The sequence below is a fragment of the Roseofilum sp. SBFL genome, from assembly GCF_017746885.1.
In the GTDB taxonomy this organism is placed as follows: domain Bacteria; phylum Cyanobacteriota; class Cyanobacteriia; order Cyanobacteriales; family Desertifilaceae; genus Roseofilum.
Genome location: NZ_JAGHZH010000054.1, coordinates 1 through 21,487, shown reverse-complemented (window position 1 = coordinate 21,487; position 21,487 = coordinate 1). Strand labels below are relative to the sequence as shown.

Genomic DNA, 21,487 nt, shown 5'->3' with positions numbered 1-21,487 from the left:
AAGAGGCGAGAGTTGAGAACCGGGTAGTCATCAGCAGACAATGACTTGAGAATGGGTTGGACAAGATTGGTAAAGGAAGCTACCATAGGCGAGAATATTATTTGAATATTTGAGGATACAATACCATATTTTATCCTCTTTTTTTCGGTATTAAGCTAACATTCAACACTTCTGGTTAGAACCACAGCCAATATTATATACTGGTTTCAGCCTTTCTACAAGCACCTCCAACTATGAAAAATTTCCAGTGGACAACTCCATGCGACTATCCAACGGCTTCCGTAACTGGATTAACTAGAGAACACTGGGAAGAAGTGATGGTAAGTTTACTTGAAGGAATTCTTGCTTATGCGTCTCCGGGAAAAGCAAGGATTAAACTTCCAGGAGTCAATAGCACTAATGGTTTAGTAGCTGATGAATTGGAAGGTTTTTCTCGGTCTTTGATTATGGCTGCGCCGTTGCTCAAAAGTCATCCGACTTTGAAACTTACTGTGGGCAATCAAACTCTGGATGTTGTCGATTTTTATCATAAAGGAATTTTGGCAGGCACAAATCCTCAACATCCTGAATATTGGGGACAGATAGGTGACTTTTCTCAGAATATTGTGGAATGCGGATCTCTGGCATGGTCTCTGTATCTTTCACAAGCTCAGATCTGGGATAAGTATTCGGATAGAGAAAAACAACAGGTGGCTGATTATTTGTTGCAATGCAATCGGGTTAAGGGCCATGCTAATAATTGGCTTTTATTTAAGGTTATTATTAATACCGTTTTAGAAAGGTTAGGGATGTCTTTTTCTAAAAAAGAGATCTTTACAAATCTAGAGATTTGTAAAAAGATGTACCTTGGAGAGGGTTGGTATCGAGATGGAAAGACGAAGCAAATTGATTATTACAATGCCTGGGGATTCCATTACTATTTTTTGATGTGGGTTATTTTAGATGGCGATCGCCATCCAGAGATTGCCCAACTCCATCTCCAAAGGATGCGAGAGTATATGCATAGCTTCCGCTACTTCTTCTCTGGGGAAGGGAATGTGCCGTGTTTTGGGCGCTCTGTCACCTATCGATTTGCCTATCTTGCTCCCATTGCGTTGGGGTTGTATTTGGATGGTTTAGAGCAAGATTTGGGGGAACTCAAGAGTATTTGTAATCGTTCGCTGCAATTCTTTTTGAACGGGGAAGTCTTGACAGAGGACAATCTTCTCACTCCTGGATATCTCCGTTACTCTCCTAGGCTGCTAGAATTTTACTCCTGTGCAGCTTCTCCCTACTGGTTAGGAAAAGCCTTTAACCTTCTCTTACTGCCAGAATCTCACCCTTTTTGGCAGGCTGAGGAGAAACCTTTAGCTATTGATAGAGACAGCTTTTCTATTTCCATTGAGTCAGCCGGTTATTTGCTTGTAGGCGATCGCGCATCGGGTCATGTTCAGCTCCTGAACCATAAATCTCATCATAGTTATCCAGAGCTGAGTAGCAAATATACCAATTTTGCCTATTCTTCTCTCTTTGGTTATGATATCGGCCCCATTAGAAAAAAATACGATAGTGACAGTTCTCTGTGTGACAATGCTCTAACCTTTTCTGATGGCGGTAGATATGTGCAGCGATCGCAGATTCAACCCCTCTATTGCAAACCCAACTTTATTGCGTCTAAATATCCATTGCGAATGGTCAAACGCGAGGCCACTAACTGGTTACCTCGAATCTATACTAACCTCGGTTGGGCATGGACTTACACTCTAGTTAAAGATGACTTTATGATTAATGTCCATTACATTAAAACTCGGAAATCCTTGAAATTCAAAGAAGGAGGATATCCATTAGGGTTTGATGAAGGTGTACCAGAGATTATCTCAACAGAAGGTGCAGAAGTCGCCTATAAAGACGGTAAAATCAGTTTTATTCGCAACTTGTATGGCTACGATCGTCAATTTCCAGCCCAAGCTTTAATCTCTAAGGACATCGAGAATAACATTAGATATAAATCCAGTGTAGTTCCCGCTTTAGGCTTTGAAAATCAAAACCAGAAGTCTTTTTATCTTGCCAATATGGTTTATGGAAAAATCGGCCATGAGAGCATCGATCGCTTGATGCAGCTTGTCCATAATTTTCAAATTGCTGATGACTTGATAAACCTCCACTTTTATGATGGCGAACAAGTGGTGATGCAATTAGATAAAATCAAGCGTCTTAATCTTACTCTTAATGGAAAGACGATTCAGGGTAAAATCGCTATGGCTAGAGTTTCCGAGGATGGCAAAACTTGTCAAATCGTTCAACACTAGACTAGCCAATGGGACAGATCGCGCCCAATCAAATCTTGTAGCTTTAAGATATCTTCTTCAAAGATGGGAATTAATTCTTGTCGCAGTTCTGGAGACAGTGGCTTCAATCTTGCCAGATTTTTCCGGTAGGCTTTTGCCGCCATCGGCTGACGAATTTTGGCAGGGATCAAAGGTTTAATGAGGCTCTTGACAAGATTCTGATTGCTAATAAAACCATGTAAAATCCTATTTTTGGGCACTTCTGATTTATTGTAGCGAACCGAAAAATTAGGTGTAAAAGTATCATCCACTTCTAGAAATCGAAAAATATCTTTAATCATATTTCGAGCATCTTTTTGCAGATCTTCATAAAGATAGACTTTGATTTGCTTAGGATCGAATTGCTCGAAATATCGTTGCAGTTGCAAACCATAGAAACCAAAGTCTTGATAACGCCACACAGGAGACCAATGTTTTTTTCTACGCTGTTCCTCTGCATTAAAAGCTTGGTGAAAATCTTTAAGTGGCTCTCGTCCATCTCGACGTAAGTGGGAATAAAAAGAATACGCTCGATCCACAGGATGGCGTAAAATAGCAATTAACTTTACCTCTGGAATATAGTGTTTAATCCGTGCTGCTGTTTCGGGAATATAAAGATAAAAGGTAGAGGCTTCACCAATTGCTTTTTCATCTTTGACATTTTTAAAGAGGGCTTGATACTCTTTTAAGTAGGGTACCGTTTTGACATTGGTTGTAGCTTCGGCATCTCCAGGACCGCAGAAATCAGGTTGCCATCCTTCATAAGCAAAAAAATTAGGTTCTTTAGTTTTGCTCATATAAATTTCAGGGTGTTCGTAGAGATATCTGTAAACAGAGCTAGTCCCTGATTTAGCCGCACCTATAAGTAAAAAATTGGGCATAGCCATTGCTATTTCTCCATGACTTGATTAGGACGATCGTTCGGATTTTAGCAGATTATCAATTTTGTAGGTTAATGAGGTGTTGTTGAGATGCGGCAGACCTGCGTCGTCCGGGTGTTATGCCAGTATGCTTTACTACAGGTCGAATAGTACAACCCGTGAGCAATAATCGCAAACAGAATAGGATTAGAGCGAGGATAAATTGTTGGGATTTCACGGTATTTGCTTCCTCCAGACGATAGACTCTGCTATCCTCTCCAGGTTATCCTATTGGATATAAAGAATCAGTAAGGATTACTGCAATTTACAACAAGATTCTGTAAAGCTTTGCTCAAAGCCTGACAAGTTCAGACTGTAGATTTACAGAGAATCGACATGACAACCCAAAAGATTGAAATAAAAGTGTAACATTTCTGTTACACTTGCAAAAAGCAATTATAGCGATTCTCTGTTCTGGAGGACTACAGCTTGAAGGCTTAGACCCTAAGCAATGCAAGCTATTGTCTATTGCTAGAGTTCCTGTTGTCTTTTGCCTAATGAATTATGACTGAATCTGAAACCTCTCCTATCCCTTCTGAACAGCCTGAAATGCCTGAAACGCCCCAAACGGCTTCACAAGAACCGCAAGCGAGTTACGTGAAACTAGCGATGAGGAACATGGTGCGTAAAGGGAGAAAATCCTTAATCCACTTTACCCTTACCGTTATTGGTCTTTTGGGGGTACTGGTGGGACTTTCCTACCTCACTCGATAACCTCACCTGATAGGAGATATTCACAATGGATGTTGAAGTCAATATTGAGATTAGCAAGTCTATTGCTCAACCTCCGGTAGCATCAGAACTATTGCATCAATGGTTTTGTGCTTGGTTAAAGAGTATCGATCTGCCTCCAGCTTCTGCCTATGAATTGAGCTTACGTTTAACAGATAACCAAGAGATTCAGAGCTTCAATGCCCAATATCGCCAACAAGACAGACCGACAGATGTTTTAGCCTTTGCTGCTCTAGAGACAGAAACCCCTCTTCTTCCAGGGACTGAAAACCCCTTATATTTAGGAGATCTAATTATCTCAGTGGAGATTGCTAGGGATCAAGCTAAAGAACAGGGTCATTCAGAAACTGTGGAACTGGCTTGGTTGAGTGCCCATGGTTTACTGCATTTGTTGGGTTGGGATCATCCCGATGAAGAGAGCTTACAGGCGATGTGGATCAAACAAGAATCTCTACTGGTGCAAGTGGGTTTAGAGTTGGGGACCTTGGAGGGGATGTCAGATCTTATGATATGAGTTACCCTCATGGTGAATTCAATTTCTGCTTATGGTCTGGGTTGCTCTACAGACAATGGAAGACGACGAACGCTCATATAAGCTCGTATAAATAGATCCCCACCTTTGCTCTCAATTATGGTGAACCTTATGTCTAGTAAACTTTCGATTTCAACTGTTGAATCAACCCATTCCTCAAGGGTTACTCATCGTAACTGCTCTTGGCAGGTAGCAGAGAATTTACCTACCAGTTTTAAGTATGCTTGGGCTGGAGTAACTTATGCGTTTAGAACACAACGGAATTTTCGCATCCATGTGATTGCGGGAAGTTTGGTGATGATCGTTGGATCTCTGTTGCAGGTTAATGCGGTGGAAGCGGCGATTTTGGCGGTGATGATTTCTTTGGTTTTGGTGCTAGAGTTGCTGAATACGGCTTTAGAAGCTGTGGTGGATTTAACGGTAGAACAGAACTATCATGAATTGGCCAAAATTGCTAAAGATTGCGCGGCTGGAGCGGTGTTGATCTCGGCGATCGCCTCTATTATAGTAGGAATCATTCTGCTGTTGCCTAAGCTGGTTATCCTGTTCTCCTAACGGCTCCCATGATCATTGTTATTGATAACTACGATAGTTTTACTTACAATTTAGTTCAGTATTTGGCAGAATTAGGACAAGAGTTCCCCCAAGCCAAAGACATTCAGGTGTATCGAAACGATCGCATCTCCTGGCAAGAAATTCAAGAGCTTAAACCGGATGGAATCGTGATCTCTCCTGGACCGGGACGACCGGAAGATTCCGGAGTCTCCCTAGAGGCGATCGCGAAGTTAGGGCCAAACTTGCCCATTCTGGGGGTTTGTCTGGGCCACCAAGGTATTGGTCAAGTGTTTGGTGGTAAAATTGTCTCTGCCTCTGTCCTGATGCATGGTAAAACTTCACCCATTCACCATAGCGGTGTGGGCATTTTTGCCGGTCTGGATAATCCTTTAAATGCGACTCGCTATCATAGTTTGGCCATTGACCGCAGCAGTTGTCCAGAAGAGTTGGAAATTACAGCTTGGGTTGAAGATGGGACAATTATGGGGGTTCGCCATCGCCAATATCCCCACATCCAAGGCGTTCAATTCCATCCCGAAAGTATTCTCACTAGCAAAGGCAAAGACCTCTTGCGGAACTTTCTGCGATCGCTCCCTTCTTGAGAAGCGAACCCCAACCCTGGATAATAAAGACTGAATCACCCAATAATTGAGCAATGAAACGGCGCAACTTTATCAGCACTACAGGGGCAATGGCGATCGCCACTATCGTCACGTCTGCCTATTCTGCAACAGCCCAAACCCCCAGTGGACTCACCATACAGAGCTTTGGTCATACCTGCTTCTTGTTTACTGGAGGCGGCCATCAAATTTTAGTCAACCCCTTTCGTCCCCTGGGTTGCACCGCCCAATACCCTGCCCCCAACGTGGAAGCCGATCTGGTATTAATCAGTTCTCAACTATTGGATGAAGGCTATGTAGAAGACCTTCCTGGCCAACCCAGACTTCTGTTTGAACCTGGAGATTATCAACTCAATGGTGGCTTGCAGGTGCGGGGAATGGTAGCCGAGCGGCTGGAGAAACGGCCAGGAAGCCGCTTTCCGAGTAATGTGTCTTGGGTTTGGAAACAAGCCGGAATAAAACTTTTGCACTTAGGGGGGATGGCTTCCCCCATTACGGTAGAACAGAAAATCCTCATCGGTAGACCGGATGTCGTCTTCATTCCCGTTGGAGGTGGACCCAAAGCCTATAGCCCCGAAGAGGCAAAAGCTGCTCTAGAAATACTAAAGGCTAAAATTGTCATTCCTACCCATTACCAGACCCAACAGGCCGATCCTCAAGTCTGTGATTTGGCTAGGGTGGATGAGTTTCTGGCCCTGATGAATGGTACTGCTGTACAAAGAATAGCTGGCGATCGCCTGACCCTTCAAGCCAATAGCTTGCCCAATGAAGGTTCACAAATTAAAGTCCTCTCACTCTAAACTTTTAACCTACAGTTGGGGATGTTATGAGAATTTTTGAGTGTCCCTATTTTAAGGATTTTGTGGAACTATCGGAGGAAAGAGAGGAGCATATTATCGAACGTCATCCGGGAACTTTGCCAGAATATGAAGAACAATTAGCACAAACGCTCCTAGAGCCAGATTTGATTAGAGCAAGTGCAAGAGATCCTTCAACTTTTTTATTGTCTCGGTGGTTTGAGGAGATTCGGACAAGGGGTTTTTTGATTGTGGCGATCGTGCGTGATGAGAGTCCTCAACGACTTTGGATTGTCACGATGTACACAGCTAGAAAGATTTCTGGAGGTAACACCTTATGGACAAAAAGCTAACGTTTCGGTATGACAAGGTTGGAGATATTTTATATATTGATGTTTGCCCTGTCTATGCAGCTCAGGAATCAGAAGAGATTGGGGATGAAATTATTGCCCGGTTGAATCCTGAATCTGGAGACATTGAGAATCTAGAAATTTTGTTTTTCTCAAAGCGTTGGGGAGAACAATTCCCGCTTGAGTTACCCATTGATGCAGCGTTAAGGCTGGTGGGTTAATTGGGAGTAGACGAAGAAATGTCGGTTTATAGCAACATTGAAGATCGCATTTTGTCAGAGGTTGAGTATATCTCACTCAATTAAGGTATATTTTGGTTACCAAAGACGATAAATATTTGACTTAATTATTAAAGGAGGTTCAATTAGCGTGGTTTCATCCCTCTCCAAGGCCGTTTCGGTACAACTGAAAGACGAATATCGCCAACGTCGGGAAAGATTAATGGCGAAAATGGCAAAAAGTACGGCGATTTTTCGTAGCGCTTCCTTAGCAGTTATGCACCGTGATGTGGAGCATCCCTTTCGCCAGGATAGCGATTTTTTCTATCTGACAGGGTTTAATGAACCGGAAGCGGTGGCAGTGTTAGCACCTCACCATGAAGAACACCGGTTTATTTTGTTTGTGCAACCGAAGGAGTGGGAGAAGGAAGTTTGGAGTGGATACCGGGTAGGGGTGGAAGATGCTAAGGCTATCTATGGTGCGGATGAGGCCTATCCTATTGCCGAGTTAGGGGAAAAATTACCTCAGTATTTGTCGAAGGCAGATCGCCTATATTATCACTTTGGTATCGATGAACCGTTTAATCAGACGATTTTGAAGCAGTGGCAGTCTCTGCTCAGACAATATGCAAAAAAAGGCTTTGGCCCTACGGCTCTGGAAGACCCGATGACTCTGTTACATCCGCTACGCTTGGTGAAGAGTGAGACGGAATTAGAGCTGATGCGTAAGGCGATCGCTATTTCTGTCGAAGCTCATCATTTAGCTTGGGATATGGCGAAACCCGGAATTTATGAGTACGAAATTCAAGCAGAAATGGAGTACCTTTTCCGTCGTCGGGGAGGGGTTGGCCCGGCTTATCCTTCGATTGTTGCTTCTGGTGCGAATGCCTGTGTTCTCCACTACATTGAGAACTCCCGCGCCTTAGAAGCGGGAGATTTATTACTCATTGATGCAGGGTGTTCCTATGGCTATTACAACGGTGATATTACTCGTACTTATCCGGTTGGTGGAAAGTATGGAATGGAACAACGGGTGATTTATGAGATTGTCCTCGAAGCCCAACGGCAGGCGATCGCCCAAATCAAACCCGGTAATCCCTTTAATGCTGTTCATGATACCGCTCTTCAAGTCCTCGTCGAAGGCATGATCGAATTAGGGTTCTTAGTCGGAGAACCAGAAGAACTCATCAAAGAAGAAAAATATAAACCCTATTATATGCATCGCACCAGTCATTGGCTCGGTCTGGATGTTCATGATGTGGGAGCCTATAAACAAAACGAGGAAGAGTCGCAAGTGCTACAACCCGGTCAGGTATTAACCGTAGAACCGGGCATGTACATTGCTCCTTTGGTCAAACCCCCAGAAGAGCAACCCGAAGTCCCCCCTCAATGGCGAGGGATTGGCGTGCGGATTGAAGATGATGTTTTAGTTACCGAAAATGGCTATGAAGTACTGACGGCTGGCATTCCCAAAATGCCCGAAGAATTAGAAGGAAAATAGAGAGATAGGATAACGGGTTGTGATTATTGGTAAACACCGTCAATCAATTTCAATCCTTTTATCCTTTCGGATACAGCATTTTTCGCTTTTATTATGTACAGTGCATTTCCACTCCTACATTGTTCCGGGAGAACATTGCCTGTTGCCTGTTGCCCAACATGAAGCATCATCATAGCCAATTAACCGGACTTGATATTATTCCCACTCTGGGGTTAATTCTCGAAAGTTAAACGTTTGAGCGCTAGGATGACAAGAAACACATTGACTCAGCTCAATTCTCTCTTGAAACTCAACTTGTGGATGAAGGGCCTTAAAATAGCGAGAATTCCGTAGGCGATAGGGAGTTGATTCATCCTTAAGTAAGGGACGAGAAAAGACTTGAATATATTTCCAAACCAATAACCGACCGGGGTTGAGGATAGGGTCAATTGATATGCCATAATGCTGTTGATCTTGAATCAGTTGTCGCCAGGTTTCAGTCGGCATCACCGCAGGAGGAAGGGCGAGGTGACAACTGCCACAATTTTCTCGATAAAGTTCTTCTCCCAATTGATGTTGTTCGGGGACAAGATCGACTGATTTACGGGAAGACTGGGAAAAGGCGGGTTGATTGAGGGTGGATAATCCCCATCCTAATGTTACCGACCAAAGGAAAATGAGGGTAACGAGGATTAGGGGCGATCGCCGCTTTAGACTAGGGAATAGGGAATAGGGAATAGGGAATAGTTGGCGATACTTATGTTTCATAAAGGTTGTGCCTCCGCTAAAATCCGATCCTTAATAAAAGCACTAATGCCATCTTCAGTAAGTACATCAACCCGTCGCCCTAACAAATCCTGTAAAGACATTCTTCTATTCTCCCTTCTCTGAAAAATCTTTAAGGATCAATTCTACATCCTTTGTCAAAATCAATAATTCTTCTTCAACGATGCGCCAAACGATATTCAAGTCAACCCGAAAATATTCATGTACAGTCAAGTTGCGAAAACCAATAATTTTCTGCCATTCAACACTGGGATATCGATCTCTCAAGATGTGAGAGATCGATCGGGCTGCCTTACCTAAAATTTGCAAGTGGTATAAAATCCATGTTTGTATCAACTCATCTTCAAAGAAAGCATTCTTACCTCTGGCAGCATATCGCTCAATATTGGCAATACTTTCCTGCATATCCATTATACGTTCTAAGTTGCTTCTCATAGCTGAATACACTCTTGCAATACATGGTCTCGAATCCTAGGTTTTAAGCTACTTTCTGTGACCACATCTACCTTATGCTTTAACAAATCCTGTAAATCATGAATTAAACCTACAGGAAACCAAGATGAAATCCGCTCTAGGTCATAATCAATCAAAAAATAAATATCACTATTTTCTGTTTCCTCACCTCGCGCTACCGAACTAAACACGCGCACATTAAATGCGCCATGTTTTTCTGCGATTTCTAATATTTGTTCTCGTTTTTCTTGTAATAAATTCTTTAGAGACATATCAATTCAAGAGTCAATCTTCTTCTTCAAAATCTTTTAACATTAGTTCCACTTGCCCCTTTAAAGCAGGCAAATTATTTTCAATAGCATCCCAAACCCGTTGTAAATTAATCCCACCCAAATAATCATGAACTAAAACATTCCTAAAACCAGCCAAAGCCCACCAATCGACATTAGGTGCTTGAGCTTTTAACTCATCACCAAGCCTCTGCGTAGATTCCGCCATAATCTGTAACCGACGCAATACGGCATCTTGCACCAAAGCATTAGTCAAAAAATCATTCTGTCCTTGAGTGGTGTATGTCTCGACTGCTTCGATACATTCCAAAATATGAGTCAAATAAATTATATCCCTATCACCACTCATAAAGGTTGTGCCTCCGCTAAAATCCGATCCTTAATCAAAGCACTAATGCCATCTTCAGTAAGTACATCAACCCGCCGCCCTAACAAATCCTGTAAATCCATCAACAATCCTCCCGGAAACCAAGCTGTAGTCCTGGTTGGGTCATAATCAATCAAAAAATCAATATCACTGCCTTCTGTCTCTTCTCCTCGTACTACCGAGCCAAACACCCGGACATTAAACGCGCCATGCTTGTCTGCAAGTTCTAATATCTGTTCTCGTTTTTCTTGTAATAAATCCTTTAGAGACATATCAATTCAAGAGTCAATTTTCTTCTTCCTAAAATATGAGTCATATCAAGTCCGTTGAATCAATTATAGTGGAAGGTAAGGTGGGCTGGAGTTTTTCCGAGGGGTATTTTTTTGCAAGGTCGAGAAAATAAGAATGGTTTCATAATGCTTTATCAATTACCGATTACCGATTACCAATTACCAGGGCGTAGCGCTACTTAAAACAGGAAATACCGTTGGGCCATGGGTAAGACGGTGGCAGGTTCGCAGGTAAGCAACTCGCCGTCTGCACGAACTTCGTAGGTTTGGGGGTCAACTTCAATTTCAGGTAGGGCATCATTGAGTTTGAGATCCTGTTTGGTCAGTTGACGGGTATTGGCAACGGCTATGGTGGGTTTTTGCAAACCGAGTTGGCTGGCAATATCGCGCTCTAAGGCAGCTTTCGAGACAAAGGTTAATGAGGTTGCCGAGAGCGCAGACCCAAAGCTGGCAAACATGGGACGCATGTGTACGGGTTGGGGGGTGGGGATACTGGCGTTCGCATCTCCCATTTGAGCATAGGCGATCGCGCCCCCCTTAATGACAATTTCCGGTTTCACGCCGAAAAATGCCGCCTTCCACAGACATAAATCAGCTAATTTGCCGGCTTCCACTGACCCTACTTGCTCGGCAATACCATGGGTAATGGCGGGATTAATCGTATATTTGGCAACGTAGCGCTTGGCACGGGTATTATCATTACGGCTGCTATCTTCCGGTAAAGGGCCGCGCTGTACCTTCATTTTATGACCGGTTTGCCAGGTGCGGATAATGACCTCGCCGACTCGGCCCATGGCTTGGGAGTCGGAGGCGATCATGCTAAATGCGCCCAGATCGTGCAGAATATCCTCGGCGGCGATCGTTTCCCGACGGATACGGGACTCGGCAAAGGCCACATCTTCGGGAATGGAGCGGTCAAGGTGATGGCAAACCATGAGCATGTCGAGATGCTCTTCTAGGGTATTGAGAGTATAGGGTCGGGTGGGGTTGGTGGAGGAGGGGAGAACATTGGCGAGACCACAAACTCTGATAATATCGGGTGCATGTCCTCCTCCTGCGCCTTCGGTGTGGTAGGTATGGATGGCACGATTTTTAAAGGCTTCGATGGTGGTTTCAACAAATCCTGCTTCATTCAGGGTATCGGTATGAATGGCGACTTGCACATCAGACTGATCGGCAACGGATAAGCAGGTATCAATGGTCGCCGGAGTAGTGCCCCAATCTTCATGGAGTTTTAAACCCATGGCCCCTGCTTGTACCTGTTCTCGTAGTGCTTCAGGTTGGGAGCTATTGCCTTTACCTAGAAATCCCAAGTTCATGGGGAATGCTTCAGCCGCTTGTAACATGCGGTACATATTCCAGGGGCCGGGGGTGCAGGTGGTGGCGTTGGTTCCGGTGGCTGGACCTGTTCCTCCACCGAGCATTGTCGTAATGCCGGAGGCGATCGCCGTTTCGATTTGCTGGGGACAGATAAAATGAATGTGGGAATCAATGCCTCCAGCCGTGAGAATCATCCCTTCTCCAGCCACTGCCTCCGTACCGGGGCCAATAATAATATCCACATTATTCTGAATATTGGGATTCCCGGCTTTCCCAATCTTGGCGATCTTGCCGTCTTTGATACCAATATCGGCTTTGACAATTCCCCACCAGTCTAAAATGAGGGCATTGGTAATCACCATATCTACCGCGCCATCAGCATTAGAAATGGGAGACTGGCCCATACCATCCCGGATGACTTTGCCGCCACCAAATTTTACCTCATCGCCGTAAGTGGTGTAATCCTGTTCCACTTCAATAATTAACTCTGTATCTGCCAAGCGCAGGCGATCGCCTACTGTGGGCCCGTAGGTTTGTGCATATGCGAGGCGATCCATCCGATAACCCATAATCTTTTCCAGACTAGCTTACCCATACAGAATCTATAATACTGTAGATATGTTCTAGTAACTACACGATCAAACAACCGTTGAGGTAAAACAATGCAAGCATTTGAAATGATGGCAAAAGTCGATCAAAACGGTCAACTTTTATTAGATGAGCCTTTAGCTATTCGATCTGACCGTCGAGTTAAAGTTATTCTGCTAGTATCTGATGAGGATGAAGTCGATCCGGATGATACTCCTGTAGAAGAAGTTAAGGCGAGTTTGAGACGGGCCTTACAAGAAGCCAAAGAAGGCAAAACCCGACCTATTTCTGAACTATGGGAGAGAATTGATGACTGATGATGTGCCCATTTCCGTTAAATTCACTGATGAATTTGAAGAAAAAACTTATCGACTATCAAAAAAATACCGAAGTATTCGGAAGGATCTTGGGCCGATTATTGCCCAACTTGAGGGAAAAGTTATATTAGGCGATCGCCTGGCGGGTTTTGGCTCTAATCTTTATGTTTACAAGGTGAGGGTGAAAAATAGCGATATTCAAAAAGGCAAAAGCGCCGGATATCGCATTATCTATTTGCTGGAGTCAGAAAGGAGTATTTTATTGTTAACGATCTATAGCAAGTCAGAACAAGAAGACATTGCAGTGGATCAAATTCAGTCTATTTTAGATGATTTTTATGATTCTGAATAAATCTGAGTTTTGAAGGATATCTCAAGCTTCTGCGTAGATCAAAATCATTCAACTTTATCATAGTTAGAAATTTTCCATTTTCCATTTTCTTTACGAAAATTATAACGGTATCGATTGGTATTAAAACTACTTTTACTTTCATCTATTATACCATTAATATATAAAGTCAGTTCTTCTGTGACTATGACATCAATAGTAGCTTGATCTTGATTAGAAAAAAATGATCCCGTTGCTTCAGCTTTCTGAAAACCATATTCATAAAAAGCATTATTATTTTTTAACCAATCAATGGAACCATCACGCCTGACAATTCTCTCATAGCGAGAATCAGTTGTTAGATCAGCAGCTAATTGACGATCAAATGGAGGCGCAAAGATTCTTTTTTTAGCTTCCAACCAAGTGGAAATTAAGTCAACTGCTTGACTTTCTGTAATACTAGATGATGAATCCCTAACCGTAGGAGATGAACTAGAGGAATTAGCCGCAGTAGAATTAGTAACAGTAGAATTTACAGAGTTTGAAACCTCAGTAATACTAGATTTAAGGAATTGAGGCTTAACTAATAAAGCAATTATAATCATAATCAAACCACCAATTAAACTGCCCAGACTAACCGCATCTCTCCAATCTCTAGCTGTAACAGTTTCATCGATTAACTCATCCTGAATAGTAGTTCTAGCTGTGGGTGTAAATGTTTTCAACTCAGGAGGAATGCCAGCAGGTTGGATTCTGAATTGATCCGTGTTTTCAAGTAACTCCAAAATCTCCATTTCATCTAACCGTTTTGCATACTTTGATGCTGTCCAACCCTCTGGATCTGTTATTTTTGTATCGGCTCCCTTTTCTAATAGTAAATGAACCAATCCAATTTCACCTTTATAGGTGGCAATTATCAGTGCTGTTTGTCCATTATTGTCTTTGGTATTTACATCAGCACCATCCGATAATAACTTGGTCACCCTAGGGCGATCGCCTTGAATAATCGCATCGATTAAACTTTGGTTTAAGTTCAGAGTATTGCTGTTCATCCTGGTTACTCCGGTAGACGAATAAAATCACTACGAACCCAACCAGTAGCGTCGGAAGGAAATCGCACAAAATACCAAGTGTAGCCATCGTCTCCTTCAACTTGTTCAAGAGATTTGACGCGATCGCCACCTAATCCATAATGAGGGGAATTGGAGCGAGTTGTAGGTTGAGCATAAATGTCAATTTGGCGACTGGGCATTCCGCTAAGAATAACCTCTTCTGGCATTGATTTCGTTTTTGAGGAATTATCTGGTGAAGGTAAATTTCTAGCGGAAGAAGAGGAATTTGACTGTACACTATTATCAGTCTGTGAAGTAGAAAGCATATTTGCCTGAGCATCCGTCGTCAAACCAGTAGAGCTTGAAGAGCTAGAATTTTCAGAAATGACTGAGTTAGCAGCAGATGGGATCACGTCCAACTTAAAAAACAAAGTGATTAAAATCAGAACTGAACCACCAATTAAACTACCAATACTTACCGTATCTCTCCAATCTCTCGCCGTGACAATTTCATCGATTATTTGATCCTGAATAGTAGTTCTGGCTGTGGGTGTAAATGTTTTGAGTTCAGGAGGAATGCCCGAAGGTTTTACTCTGAATTAATCCGTGTTTCCAAGTAACTCCAAAGTCTCCATTTCATCTAACTGTTCTGCATACTTTGATACCGTCCAACCCTCTGGATCTGTTATTTTTGTATCGGCTCCCTTTTCTAATAGTAAATGAACCAATCCAATTTCACCTTTATAGGTGGCAATCATGAGTGCTGTTTGTCCATTATTGTCTTTGGTATTCACATCAGCACCCTCGGATAATAACTCTGTTGCCCTAGGGCGATTGCCTTGAGTTATAGCCTCGATTAAACTTTGATTTAATTTCAGAGTATTGGTGTTCATAATTCTTTTTTCACTTGTTTACAAAACTCGACTCGGCCATCAGGGTAACTGACTTGCTTAAAGCCCCGGTTCTTCCAATAATTCTTCGGAGCATCATTCGTAATAAAATAAAGTTGCGTACCTTGGGGCAACTTTTCTTCAAGTTTTTTAAATAGTAATGTGCCAATTCCTTGCTTTCGATAGGCTTTGGCAACTTCAGTATCTTGAATATAAACTCGCCCATCAGACTGTTTGCACACATTAATATAGCCAATTTCTCGACCATCAGGCAAAAGGGCTTCAATTCGGGCTGAAGTTTCTGCCTCAATATCCTGGTAAAAATCATCCCAACTACCATAGCGATCGCGGTAATTTAAACTTTGAGCAAATGCTGAGGGTGGATGTTTCTTGGGTGGTGAACCACTCGCTTGAGATGGTTTATCAGCTTTAGAGCTTATTTCAAGTTCTCGTTTCTTGCGTTTTGTTTCTGCTTCTTGTTGCTGCTGATAATACTCGCTGAACTGCTGTTCACCATTCATTACCCTAGCTATTCCAGGCATCCTCTGATAACGCTCAGTGAGAGTTGGATCGCGTTGAGTTGGTGCTGAGATCGCTGTTCCTGCAAGAGAAGAAAATATTTGCACTCCAGCAACAGTTTTCTCAATTTTTCCCATCCAATCTAAACTCCCCAATGCTGACTTACGCTCATCAGCAATTCTAATTTGTTCTTGCAGAAATTCAATATACTGTTCGCAATCTCGTTCCACATCATTATAATGAGCAGCCATCTTTTCAAACAGAGGTTCAAACCTGTCAAATTGCTCATCATGCCAAGTTACTTTCAGATTTGACCATTGAGAAACTACCCACGACCACTCCTGCTTAAGCGTCTCGCAAAATTGTTGCAGTTCTCTTAACAGAATTTGTGCCTCTTCTGAAGAAAAGGAGGTTTGTTGTTTAGCCATGTTTCTTTATCCTTTTGGCAATCAGTCTAGACTATAAATCTGACAAAGCCCCCAACTTTGACTTGCGCTCATCAGCAATTTTAATTTGTTCTTGCAAAAACCGAATATACTTTTCGCAATCTTGTTCTGCATCACGATAATTAGCAGCCATCGCTTCAAAAAAGGGTTCAAACTGGTCAAATTGTTCATCACGCCAAGTGATTTTTAAATTAGCCCATTGAGAAAGTACCCGCGACCACTCTTGCTGAAGAGTATCACGGAATTGTTGCAGTTCCGTTAACAGAACTTGTGCATCTTCTGAAGAAAAGGAGGTTTGTTGTTTAGCCATGTGTGTTACCTTTGTCTATTGTTAATATAAACCTTACTTACCTTTACAGGAAGGGGATAAAATTGCATCAGATTATTGTCGATGACTTCTCTCAAAACTCATGATAATGTCATCAAATATTCTCAACCAACTTAAGGCATCATTTCCGGCTTTTAATGTCCTATCAACTGATTCCTGAGTTCGATTAAAATCTTTAGTAAATTCGTCTGTTCATCTACATCAATATCTCTTCTACCCATGATTTCACCTCCTGTTAATTGAATAAACGCTGTTGAAACTGTTTACTATATTGGGTCATATCGGCAATTGATACGACTGAATAAGCTTTAAATTTTTCTAAATTACTGCCTGTGGATTTATCGCAGAAATAAGCCATAGTTCTTGGTAAACTTTGATCGTCAGTTTCTCCCAGTAACGAACGCGAATCATCCCCTGGCATATTCATTCCTACCCGTAAATCAAAATTAGTCAAAGCTGAACGATTATCTGCGGTTAGCTGGGTAAAGGTTTTGAAACTATCTAACCAAAGAATGATATGAATCCCCAATTCTGGCCCTCTTGCGGCTAAAGTGAGCAACTTTTGGGCATCTTCTGAAGGTTCTTCATCGCGTCGTCCCATCACAGGTCACAAATTTTGGGCGCGACTTAAAGAACCAATTGCATAAATCAAGAATAAAGATGGCCCTAAATCCAGTTCATCGGGATGTTCATCCCGATATTTTTGTCGCCGTTCCCATTCTTCATAGACGTTTTGGAGAATGGTTTCCCCTCGTATAATTCTATCCCCTGGATTGGGGAATCGTTTACCGATCGCGATGGGAAAATATTGAGCAAATAAGCGCCGAAAACTTACGGACATCGAAGCCCAGGGAGTATCTTCGCTATCTTGGCAGAGGTCAATTATTTGAAACTCCGCTTGTTGGGGTTGATAGGTATGTACCAGACTCAAAAGAATACCGCCAATGATGCCGAAAATCATTTCTTCTGACGTACCCACTAAAAGCATATTACTGCGCGATCGCCGCCGGAATATCGCCTTAGTATGGTCACCAATTCGCATGGCTTCCCCTAACCACGCTACCCCTGGAGTTTCTTCTACTAACCAGTCGGGTTCTTGGATCGCTTGTTTATTCAAATCCCGCAGAGACAACCAATCAGACCTCTGAGATAATTGACGCAATTGGCGATTGTGACTTAACTGAGTTGGACGGCTGCCATTAAACAAAATCAGGGGTTCAGAACGTTGGTAACTATTGTCTCTGGCCGTATTTTGAATCTCTAACAAAGCGTTCATCCGTTCAGGAAGAGACATATCTGCCACTTGACCAATTTCATTATGACCTTTCCGGCCAAAATCTTTGTTATAAATCACCTTCCCTGGTTTCTCTAATAAATCTACAGCATCAACATTCCCTTCTGCTAACACTGAATTCGCTGTATTTTTGTCCATTTGTTGAGCCATTCTTAACTCAATAAAAGAATAAATTCCCCGACTCATATTGGGCACATTGGGAGACTGAGAAGCAATCAGCAAGTGGACTCCGAAGGCTCGACCCCGGCGAGTAATATCTTCAAAAATCAAGTTGAGTTCAGACGTGATTTTGTCCCGGTCTTGGAACATATATTGGAACTCATCAATGACCACCAAAATTCGAGGCATCTTTACATCCGGGCATTTTTCTCGATAATCGGTTAAATTGCTCACCCCTACAGACTTAAACTGACTCCCCCGTTGTTCGATTTCGGCTTGCACAGTTTGCAGCACACTTAAACCAAATTCGCGATCGCTTTCAATCGAAACCACACGAGCATGAGGTAATGCTTTTTCCTCATTTAACTCTTCCGTCAAACTCACTCGATCTGAACGCTCTGGATCGACATAAATTTGAAACTCAACTCCCTCCTTAAAATCCAACAAATACATCTGCAACTCATCTGGGGAATAGCGCATGGCTAAACTGATAATAATCGCATGAAGCGTGTAGCTTTTTCCTGCTCCCGGTTTCCCGGCTAACAATCCTTGACTCACCACTAAAGCATCTTCATTTGTCCCCAACCAGAACTCTAAATTTTCCCTAGCCCCCATCACGCCAATGGGCGCTCTAACTTCACAACCACTATAATAATCTGCTGACCAGACTCTTTTATCTGGGTGGGTAGTATGGGGATAAAATTCGGCAAAAGAAACGGTCTCCGTTTTGACTTCCTTAAAAGCCTTGGCGATCGCCCCAGTCAGTTGATTAAATTGATCGTTGGGTGGCGGTTCATCCAAACTTACTTCACATAAGCATCCATTCGGGAACTGCACCTCAAACAAGGGATGGTTGTCCTCCGATTTTCCCGACGGTTGTAACACAGTGCAGTAGCTCTCAAACAAACGATAATCCATATCCCGTTTCGGCGTTTCCAGAGTCCCATCCACATGAATAATTGCGTATACCCCCGCTTTCGCTCCATTGACTAGCAAACTTTTCAAGTCCTCCCAAGAAGATCCATCAAAGTTAGTGGGGAAATCGGCCAAAAATAAATACCGATAGGGTTCTTCTACCGAAGATTTTGCCGCGTTAAATATTTCAATAGAATCGTAATTTCTGCCCAAATAATTTTGGATAACCTGCTCGATATGCACCGTTAACGCCCGCAACTGCTCGCGAATATCATCACTTCGGGTATAGGTTTTGAGTCCCGAAATGAAATCTGGCAATTCCTTAAACGGAAAATTATTTCCCATACTCACAGGATCGATCATCATTACTTACCCAACTTATGGATTGAGTTCTCTAGGAATTAGTTTTATGCCTCAATCAGGCAAAAACTAAAATATAACTTTTTGGGGACAGCTTGGTTTTACTAATCTAACTAATCTCCTAGCCAGTGTAAAATAAGTCAATTGATTGGCCAAGAGTTAAAGCAATAAATGTAACAAATATTTACAACATCCGATCAGTGTTAAGTGAGGGAGGTTGCCGAGAGCGCAGACCCAAAGCTGGCAAACATGGGAGGCATATGGACGGGTTGGGGGGTGGGAATACTGGCGTTACGGTCTCCCATTTGAGCATAGGCGATCGCCGTTTCGATTTGCTGGGGACAGATAAAATGAATGTGGGAATCAATGCCTCCAGCCGTGAGAATCATCCCTTCTCCAGCCACTGCCTCCGTACCGGGGCCAATAATAATATCAACGTTATCTTGAATATTGGGATTTCCCGCTTTACCAATTTTGTATATCTTGCCGTCTTTGATACCAATATCGGCTTTAACAATTCCCCACCAATCCAAAATCAGGACATTGGTGATCGCCATATCCACCGCGCCATCGGCATTGGTAATGGGAGATTGGCCCATGCCATCCCGGATTACCTTGCCGCCACCAAATTTTATCTCATCGCCGTAAGTGGTGTAATCCGGTTCCACTTCAATAATTAATTCTGTATCCGCAAAAGATTGGCTTGACTATAAGTCTCAATGGTAACCCGTAACATTAAATGTCTGGAACATCGCAAGCCATATTCTGTTGCAATTGCTGGCGTTGTTCTGGTGTAAGGACTTGCATAACTTTTGCCTCAAATTCTTCTTCTGCACTCTCAATTTCGGCTTCTTGTTTTGCATTAAGTTCAGGGATTAATGCTTCTATCTTATTCTCAAATTGGCGCTCAATTTCTTCAATTTTTTGCCATTGTTGAGAAGTTAAGATGTTTTCAAAACGCCGTTCATATTCTATCTCAATTCCTTCTAACTCTGCTTCTTGTTCTACAGTGAGATTGGGTTCGATCTCAATTTCCTGAAAAAGTTGGGGTGCAATTTTTTCCACTTGTTCCTCTCCCCAGCGATCGAGTTGCTCAATCTTTTGTTTTTGTTCTGAGGAAAACAATCCTTCAATTTGACGCTCGAAGTCTTCTTCCAATTGCTCGATTTGGGCTTCTTGTTCATCTGAAATAGGAACAATAGTCTCGATTTTATTATCTAATTGTTCCTCTAGTTGCCATATTTTTGATTGTTGGCGATCGGTAAGCTCAATCCCTGAAAAATCATCCGGACAATCTAGATCTTCTTCTGCTTTCACTGGCAAAATCAAAGAGAGCGCTGTTAGTGCAATAACACTAAGTAAAATGTAAATGGTTTTCACTTGCCTTCTCCAGAATCTTACTTGAGCTTATACTCAACCCCAATTAAATCTCTAAGCTGTGAACTTAAATTTCACAGCTATACACAAGTCTAACCCAGACTTTGTACCTGGGTTCCACTAGAACATTAGATCTTTGAGCCAACTTAAAATACTCACACCAAAGAAAATAATCCCCACGGAAACGGTTGCTCCGACTAGAGACAGTCCGAGTCCGGCTAAACTAATGAAGCCGTCATCTTCGGATAAGCCAAAGCCAATGACGAAAATGGCGATCGCCGGCAGAGTATTCGTTCCGGGAATGGGAATCATCATCGACATGGACATCAGGGCGATCGCTACTCCCAATACCACTCGCCCCGGTAAACTCGTACACACCCCACTCATACGAGGTTTCGTCAACCCTTCAATCTTCTGAAGCCAGGGAATTCCCGCGTCTAGAACCCCTTGAACCTTCTGTAGCGGCATTTTTCCATTCAAAACTCGTTTCGGAAACCAAGGCTGCTTCGCGCCCCAAATAAGCTGCATGGCGAGTAAAAACATGACAATTCCAAACGGAATTGAATACCCTGGTGCAGGGATAGGTAAGGCAGATGGCAACGACAACAACACAAACAAAAAACCAAAAACCCGCTCTCCTGCTAGTTCCAGCATTTCTGCTAAAGTCACCTCAGAAGAGCGGTTTTCTTGCCAAAAATAACGTTTGAATTCTACCGAAAGTTGAGCCATAAAGGGAGAAAGGTTAGGGGGATGGGGGGATCTTACAAGTGAATGATTTTAAGAATTGAGAGAGAATGAAGAGGTACAGGAGTAATGAAGAGGTGGAGGCAATGAGAAAGGAAGTGCCTCAAACCTATGGCAAGTGGGTGAGAGTGGTAATTGAAAAAATGCCCCATTT

28 protein-coding genes and 1 pseudogene are annotated in these 21,487 nt (G+C 42.7%); 11 read left to right on the top strand and 18 right to left on the bottom strand.

Annotated features, from left to right (window positions below):
• Positions 1-233 precede the first annotated feature (233 nt).
• Positions 234-2,288: a DUF2264 domain-containing protein gene (locus J7545_RS06415; RefSeq protein WP_318700939.1), complete on the top strand. Its 2,055-nt coding sequence runs from the start codon at positions 234-236 to the stop codon at positions 2,286-2,288.
• Here the strand turns inward: J7545_RS06415 and J7545_RS06410 are convergent.
• Together J7545_RS06410 and J7545_RS06405 are read right to left on the bottom strand one after the other, a co-directional pair.
• Positions 2,285-3,187 carry a sulfotransferase family protein gene (locus J7545_RS06410; protein ID WP_318719314.1) on the bottom strand — a complete coding sequence of 301 codons (903 nt, stop codon included), beginning with the start codon at positions 3,185-3,187 and terminating at the stop codon, positions 2,285-2,287. The genes J7545_RS06415 and J7545_RS06410 overlap by 4 nt on opposite strands.
• Before the next feature lie 58 nt (positions 3,188-3,245).
• A complete protein-coding gene (locus J7545_RS06405; protein ID WP_318719313.1) occupies positions 3,246-3,404 on the bottom strand; it encodes a hypothetical protein in 159 nt (52 codons plus the stop codon).
• A 326-nt stretch (positions 3,405-3,730) separates the two neighbouring features.
• Between J7545_RS06405 and J7545_RS06400 the strand changes: the two genes are divergently transcribed.
• The 8 genes from J7545_RS06400 to J7545_RS06365 all read left to right on the top strand — a co-directional run bounded on the left by J7545_RS06400 (position 3,731) and on the right by J7545_RS06365 (position 8,531).
• Positions 3,731-3,940: a DUF3285 domain-containing protein gene (locus J7545_RS06400; protein WP_318700941.1), complete on the top strand. Its 210-nt coding sequence runs from the start codon at positions 3,731-3,733 to the stop codon at positions 3,938-3,940.
• 25 nt (positions 3,941-3,965) lie between these two features.
• A complete protein-coding gene (gene ybeY, locus J7545_RS06395; protein ID WP_318700942.1) occupies positions 3,966-4,472 on the top strand; it encodes an rRNA maturation RNase YbeY in 507 nt (168 codons plus the stop codon).
• A gap of 129 nt (positions 4,473-4,601) precedes the next feature.
• Positions 4,602-5,045 (top strand): diacylglycerol kinase family protein, encoded by a 444-nt coding sequence (locus J7545_RS06390; RefSeq protein ID WP_318700943.1) that lies wholly within the window; start codon positions 4,602-4,604, stop codon positions 5,043-5,045.
• A gap of 8 nt (positions 5,046-5,053) precedes the next feature.
• The gene (locus J7545_RS06385) at positions 5,054-5,647 is read left to right on the top strand and encodes an aminodeoxychorismate/anthranilate synthase component II (RefSeq protein WP_318700945.1); all 594 of its coding nucleotides are present in this window, start codon (positions 5,054-5,056) and stop codon (positions 5,645-5,647) included.
• Between the two features lie 53 nt (positions 5,648-5,700).
• Complete coding sequence (locus J7545_RS06380; RefSeq protein ID WP_318700946.1) at positions 5,701-6,465, top strand: MBL fold metallo-hydrolase; 765 nt, start codon at positions 5,701-5,703, stop codon at positions 6,463-6,465.
• A 26-nt stretch (positions 6,466-6,491) separates the two neighbouring features.
• Positions 6,492-6,815, top strand: coding sequence for a hypothetical protein (locus tag J7545_RS06375; RefSeq protein ID WP_318700947.1), 324 nt, complete (start codon positions 6,492-6,494; stop codon positions 6,813-6,815).
• Positions 6,800-7,033 carry a DUF2283 domain-containing protein gene (locus tag J7545_RS06370; RefSeq protein ID WP_318700948.1) on the top strand — a complete coding sequence of 78 codons (234 nt, stop codon included), beginning with the start codon at positions 6,800-6,802 and terminating at the stop codon, positions 7,031-7,033. Before J7545_RS06375 ends, J7545_RS06370 begins: the two co-directional genes overlap by 16 nt.
• Positions 7,034-7,217: 184 nt before the next feature.
• Complete coding sequence (locus J7545_RS06365) at positions 7,218-8,531, top strand: aminopeptidase P N-terminal domain-containing protein (RefSeq protein WP_413038568.1); 1,314 nt, start codon at positions 7,218-7,220, stop codon at positions 8,529-8,531.
• Between the two features lie 195 nt (positions 8,532-8,726).
• Here J7545_RS06365 and J7545_RS06360 read toward each other — a convergent pair whose 3' ends face one another.
• The 6 genes from J7545_RS06360 to ureC (J7545_RS06335) form a co-directional block, all read right to left on the bottom strand.
• On the bottom strand, positions 8,727-9,278 hold the full coding sequence (locus J7545_RS06360; protein ID WP_318700950.1) for a hypothetical protein: 552 nt from the start codon (positions 9,276-9,278) through the stop codon (positions 8,727-8,729).
• A 105-nt stretch (positions 9,279-9,383) separates the two neighbouring features.
• On the bottom strand, positions 9,384-9,731 hold the full coding sequence (locus J7545_RS06355) for a DUF86 domain-containing protein (protein WP_318700951.1): 348 nt from the start codon (positions 9,729-9,731) through the stop codon (positions 9,384-9,386).
• Entirely contained in the window at positions 9,728-10,021 is a 294-nt protein-coding gene (locus J7545_RS06350; RefSeq protein ID WP_318700952.1) for a nucleotidyltransferase family protein, read from the bottom strand. Before J7545_RS06350 ends, J7545_RS06355 begins: the two co-directional genes overlap by 4 nt.
• Before the next feature lie 13 nt (positions 10,022-10,034).
• Positions 10,035-10,388, bottom strand: coding sequence for a DUF86 domain-containing protein (locus tag J7545_RS06345; protein ID WP_318700953.1), 354 nt, complete (start codon positions 10,386-10,388; stop codon positions 10,035-10,037).
• Positions 10,385-10,678 carry a nucleotidyltransferase family protein gene (locus J7545_RS06340; RefSeq protein ID WP_318700954.1) on the bottom strand — a complete coding sequence of 98 codons (294 nt, stop codon included), beginning with the start codon at positions 10,676-10,678 and terminating at the stop codon, positions 10,385-10,387. The genes J7545_RS06345 and J7545_RS06340 overlap by 4 nt, the downstream gene beginning before the upstream one ends.
• 197 nt (positions 10,679-10,875) lie before the next feature.
• The gene (gene ureC, locus J7545_RS06335; protein ID WP_318719312.1) at positions 10,876-12,585 is read right to left on the bottom strand and encodes an urease subunit alpha; all 1,710 of its coding nucleotides are present in this window, start codon (positions 12,583-12,585) and stop codon (positions 10,876-10,878) included.
• A 93-nt stretch (positions 12,586-12,678) separates the two neighbouring features.
• Here ureC (J7545_RS06335) and J7545_RS06330 point away from each other — a divergent pair, with 93 nt between their 5' ends.
• Together J7545_RS06330 and J7545_RS06325 are read left to right on the top strand one after the other, a co-directional pair.
• A complete protein-coding gene (locus J7545_RS06330) occupies positions 12,679-12,921 on the top strand; it encodes a hypothetical protein (RefSeq protein ID WP_318699568.1) in 243 nt (80 codons plus the stop codon).
• Positions 12,914-13,273: a type II toxin-antitoxin system RelE/ParE family toxin gene (locus tag J7545_RS06325; RefSeq protein ID WP_318699569.1), complete on the top strand. Its 360-nt coding sequence runs from the start codon at positions 12,914-12,916 to the stop codon at positions 13,271-13,273. The genes J7545_RS06330 and J7545_RS06325 overlap by 8 nt, the downstream gene beginning before the upstream one ends.
• A 44-nt stretch (positions 13,274-13,317) precedes the next feature.
• Here the strand turns inward: J7545_RS06325 and J7545_RS06320 are convergent, their stop codons facing one another.
• From J7545_RS06320 to J7545_RS06275, 10 genes and pseudogenes are all read right to left on the bottom strand, one after another.
• The gene (locus tag J7545_RS06320) at positions 13,318-14,301 is read right to left on the bottom strand and encodes an IMS domain-containing protein (protein WP_318699570.1); all 984 of its coding nucleotides are present in this window, start codon (positions 14,299-14,301) and stop codon (positions 13,318-13,320) included.
• A 5-nt stretch (positions 14,302-14,306) separates the two neighbouring features.
• The gene (locus J7545_RS06315) at positions 14,307-14,528 is read right to left on the bottom strand and encodes an SH3 domain-containing protein (RefSeq protein ID WP_318699571.1); all 222 of its coding nucleotides are present in this window, start codon (positions 14,526-14,528) and stop codon (positions 14,307-14,309) included.
• Between the two features lie 372 nt (positions 14,529-14,900).
• Entirely contained in the window at positions 14,901-15,194 is a 294-nt protein-coding gene (locus J7545_RS06310; RefSeq protein WP_318699572.1) for an ankyrin repeat domain-containing protein, read from the bottom strand.
• Positions 15,191-16,138 carry a GNAT family N-acetyltransferase gene (locus J7545_RS06305; RefSeq protein WP_318699573.1) on the bottom strand — a complete coding sequence of 316 codons (948 nt, stop codon included), beginning with the start codon at positions 16,136-16,138 and terminating at the stop codon, positions 15,191-15,193. Before J7545_RS06305 ends, J7545_RS06310 begins: the two co-directional genes overlap by 4 nt.
• 31 nt (positions 16,139-16,169) lie before the next feature.
• Positions 16,170-16,466 (bottom strand): hypothetical protein, encoded by a 297-nt coding sequence (locus J7545_RS06300; RefSeq protein ID WP_318699574.1) that lies wholly within the window; start codon positions 16,464-16,466, stop codon positions 16,170-16,172.
• Between the two features lie 253 nt (positions 16,467-16,719).
• Entirely contained in the window at positions 16,720-17,085 is a 366-nt protein-coding gene (locus J7545_RS06295) for a hypothetical protein (protein WP_318699575.1), read from the bottom strand.
• A 6-nt stretch (positions 17,086-17,091) separates the two neighbouring features.
• Positions 17,092-19,218 carry an FtsK/SpoIIIE domain-containing protein gene (locus tag J7545_RS06290; RefSeq protein ID WP_318699576.1) on the bottom strand — a complete coding sequence of 709 codons (2,127 nt, stop codon included), beginning with the start codon at positions 19,216-19,218 and terminating at the stop codon, positions 17,092-17,094.
• Between the two features lie 233 nt (positions 19,219-19,451).
• Positions 19,452-19,904 (bottom strand): annotated as a pseudogene (ureC, locus tag J7545_RS06285) (urease subunit alpha); the annotation flags it as partial.
• Positions 19,905-19,947: 43 nt separating this feature from the next.
• Complete coding sequence (locus J7545_RS06280) at positions 19,948-20,592, bottom strand: hypothetical protein (protein WP_318719311.1); 645 nt, start codon at positions 20,590-20,592, stop codon at positions 19,948-19,950.
• A gap of 117 nt (positions 20,593-20,709) precedes the next feature.
• Positions 20,710-21,318 (bottom strand): exopolysaccharide biosynthesis protein, encoded by a 609-nt coding sequence (locus J7545_RS06275; RefSeq protein ID WP_318719310.1) that lies wholly within the window; start codon positions 21,316-21,318, stop codon positions 20,710-20,712.
• Between the last annotated feature and the right edge of the window lie 169 nt (positions 21,319-21,487).